This window comes from Candidatus Glassbacteria bacterium (assembly GCA_019456185.1).
GTDB lineage: Bacteria > Gemmatimonadota > Glassbacteria > GWA2-58-10 > GWA2-58-10 > JAJRTS01.
In genome coordinates this window covers 1-3,884 of record VRUH01000109.1, presented here as the reverse complement: position 1 = coordinate 3,884, position 3,884 = coordinate 1, and the positions used below count along the sequence as shown (strand labels likewise).

At 59.1% G+C, this 3,884-nt stretch carries 1 protein-coding gene; it reads right to left on the bottom strand.

Annotated elements, in window-relative coordinates; all coding sequences use genetic code 11:
- Positions 1–3,845, bottom strand: a 3,845-nt coding sequence (locus FVQ81_18080) for a phage tail tape measure protein (GenBank protein MBW7998441.1), incomplete at its 3' end; no start/stop codon positions are given.
- Positions 3,846–3,884: the final 39 nt, after the last annotated feature.

Genomic DNA, 3,884 nt, shown 5'->3' with positions numbered 1-3,884 from the left:
GCGGTGGCGTCTCGCAGTTCCTCAGCCTGGTCTGCGATCGCGTCCTGGAGGTCGGCTTCGGACTGAAGCAGGGTAAGAAGGGCATTGGCGAGTTCCTTGTCATCGGCGCCGGCACCACGCAGCAGCCGCAGGGCCTCAGAGGCCGCACGGACGCCCTCACGCGCCTGGGCGATGGGGTTCTCGTCGCCGATCCGCACCTGCTTGATTTGGCTGCGAACGTCCAGGAGGTTGATGTCCTCCTGAACTTCTTCCAGACGAATTTCCCGGATCATCGCGTTGAATTCAGCAAGCTGCCGCCGCTGGAGTTTGTCGAGAACGTCGAGTGCTTTATTGAGTTTGCGCACGCCGGCTCGCGCAACTTTGAGTCGTTTTTGACGCCTATCCCCGGAGTCTCGTAGCTTGGCCTGTCTAACCCCTCCAGGTTCCTCTCTAGTACGGTCGATGGGGAAGCCCCTTTCGAGCCTCTCTACCTCCGCTTCAGCTTTCGCGAGGTCGCCAAGGAGGTCCTCTCGCCCAGTGCGACCCTGGCGCCGAATTAGCTGCTGAGAGCGTCTCAGCTGATCGATGTAGTTGCCATAGGCACCGTGCCGTTGACGCTGGGTTCGAGCGAACTTCATGGCCAAGTCGAACTCTTCTTTGCCAAACGTGGCAAGTTCCTCGGACGCTTGGCCCAGACGCTCGATCGCCTCTGCGCGATCTTTGGCGGTCCCTTCTGTAAGGTCGCGAACAACGCTCTTCTGGGTTTTGCCAACGAATCGTCGGCGGGCTTTCCCTGGTGCGAATGTTGGACCTCCCGCTAAGGTTGGGCCAAGAATGTCGAGCTGTTTGATGAGTGCTTCTCGCCCATCCTTGGTGAAGCCCTTCAGTGAATCCGCAACCAGAATGCTTTGATTGACCAGTTTAGATCCGAGCGCACCTAGTTTTGCCCTAGCCTCTTTAAAGCCTTTGGGGTCAGCATCCTTATCGGCAAGCTCGAACTCTTCCCGCACACGTTTGAACTGCTCACGGAACTTTTTTGAGCCAAGAGTGAATGACCGTAAGCTTTTTACCTCTTCTTCAAGCTGATCGGGCAGAAGCTGAGCAGCGGGGAGATCCTGCTCCTGGCGCGCCCTCTGGTTTCGCTGTTCTTGACGGGCTCGACGCGCCTGGTTTATGGTGAATTCACTACCGGGGATTTTTGCCGCTTCAATTCCAAAATCTTCAAACAACTTCTGACCTTCTTCCAACTCCTTATTTGTAGCAGCCTTGAAGGGCTCCAGGTTTTTGCGCAAGGCTTTGGCGCTTTTAGGTTTGAATTCGTTCGCTTGTGCATCGATTAGTTCCTGACCACCAGCAATTGCCCTGCCAAGGTCGTCACCCCACATTGTTATCGCGAAGAGACCGCCGATAAGCAGGCCAAACGGTCCACCGATTAGCGCATAGCCCGAGCGCGCAAGACCCCGCAAAGCGGTTCCTGCCCTGCCGATCGCCAGACCAGCCCGGTTCATCCCAACCACTGCGGTAGTTTTTACCAGGCGACTAGTTTGTTTGAGTGCCGTACTTGCTTTCCCTGCACCACCCACCAGAGTAATCAGTGGCGGTTTAATGCGAAACTGTGATTTGCCTAGAGCTTTGTACGCACGTCCAGTGTCACGGAGCCGACTGCGCAGAATACTTTCGCGCCCGGTCAAGTCAGAGATCTCACCTGTGGCTGAACCGACGAACCTAGTCGCACCCCCCACCCCCGCTCCTGGAACGGGAACGACCTTCGGAATACCGCCCTCACCCTCGGTAAAGCGAAGACCGCGTTCTTGCGCCGCTTGAGCTGCCGTGACCGGGCGATTGAATGTAGTCGAAACCGTATCGCCATAGCGCACCGCGACCCCACGCGCCGCCGCCTCATTGCGCGCGCCAGCCAGTGCAGTGCTTTTATCTTCAGCGATTTTCTGGGCTACCAGAATCTCCTGCTCAGCGAGCTGCGCAGCCAACAGTCTCTCCTCTGCGCTGTTCTTAGCCACCTGGGTACGATTTACCACCTGCTGCTGGACGAGCGCCTCCTGGGACTGGATGCCATGAACACCAACAAGCCTGGCGTATTCGCCCTCCGCTACGACAGCCTGACGCTCGACGTTGCCAAGTCCAATCGCCGCCCGTGACGCAGTGACGGTGGCACGCTCACGCTCATTGACGAGGGCGCCGATCTGCCCGCGCAGATCCTCGCCATAAAGCTTTTTGAACTGATCCGGCGAGGTAAACGCCCGTCGTTTAACCGTGCCCTCTCCGAAGGATTCGCCAAGGTTGAAGTGACGCAGAAGCTTGACGGTCGCATAGAGCTGGGTAAGAATGGCCAGTGTTTTGCGGAGAGGTGTAGGTAAGGAATTGAACAGTTCCAACAGGCTGTTCACACCGGACAAGAACTGACCGAGCATTTTCACCCCAGCTCCAAAGATATCGAGGAACCCGGCCTGCTCAAGATTGGAGCCCAGAATTTCCAGCTCGGTGACGATTTTTTTCAGCAGTTCATCGAACTGACCAAGCAAAATGTTCAGCTCTCGCTGCGAGGAGCCGCGGGCCTTCTCGGGTGAAGTTTTGTTCAGGACCTCCTGGTACTGTTCAAAGTTCTGGAGGAGCGGCGTCCCGATCCGCGCTCCATACTGCGGTCCGAAAATCGCCGATGCCAGCTCCTGGAGACGCTCGCCCGACAGACTCTGGGCCTTCTCGAACGCCTGTTCGATGACCTCATCGATGCCCTGGCGCGCGTCGATACCGAAGCCCTCAAGCGTTTTGCGGTTCGACTCCTGGCGCAAGAAGTTCGGCGCCCTGGCGATCGCGGTTCCCACCACCTGACCTGACTGCCCCGTGGCTTTCTGAGCCGTAGCGATGATCGCCAGTAGGCTGTTGAAGTCACCCCCAGCGGCACGGTAGGTACCTGCGGCTTTGGCGATGCCGGCTGCGCTGTCTCGGATTGAGATGCCGAATTCGTTCTGAGCCGCATTGATCTGGTCAAAGATGACCTTGGAGTCCTTGGCCTCTAGATTGAACCCGCGGAGGATGGCGTTGAGATAGCGGGACGCCTCTGCATACTCCAGCTCCCCGACTTTGACCGCGTACAGTGTCGCCTCAGTTGCTTCGAGAGCGTCGTTCTGATCCTTGAAGACTTTCCCGGACTCGAATGCAGCACCGCTCACTATCTCGATCGGAACATTGAATCGCTCAGCGCGTTCACGGAACTGAGCCTTCGCTAGCTCGGGATCAAGGTCTTTGACTACACGCTGAAGTTCGAGAACCCCCGAAGACGCTTTGATCGCGCCCGTGCCGATCTGTCGTATCGCTCCAAGGGCGGTGAAAAGCAGCCCCCCCGCTACCAGCCAGCCACCGAACTTCCCGATCGTGATCGCCGTCTGACGGCCCAGCTCCTGGATCGTCGTCGCACCTCGTGAGGCAGCGCCAATCCACTCCGAGCTGAGCGCGCCAAAACGCTGGTACTGGGTATTCGCCCGGCCCTGAATGAACATCGCCTCGGAGATGCTTTTGTTGAGTGGTACTTGACCTTTGCGCACCGCACCCTGTGCGCTCTCATAGGCTTTAAAACCACTAGCCGCCCGGCGTGCGGACTCCCCCTGTGCATCGATCAAGCGCCCCGATGTCTCCCCTGCGGCCGGGAGGGCAAGCTGCGGCCCACGACGGATCTGAAGAGGCGGCGGCGGACCCGGCGGCAGCGCCGGGCGGACAGGGTAGCCACCGCCGACCGGCAAGACGGGTGGGAAGCCACGACCTGGGGGCAGCTGGCGCTGTCTCCCGCCGGCAGGGCCGAAAAGCATCCCCTGCGTGAAGGCAGCAGGGCCGACGGCTCGCAGCCGCCGCATCGCCCGCTCCTGAGCCCGTATGGCCTCTGTCTCGCGGCC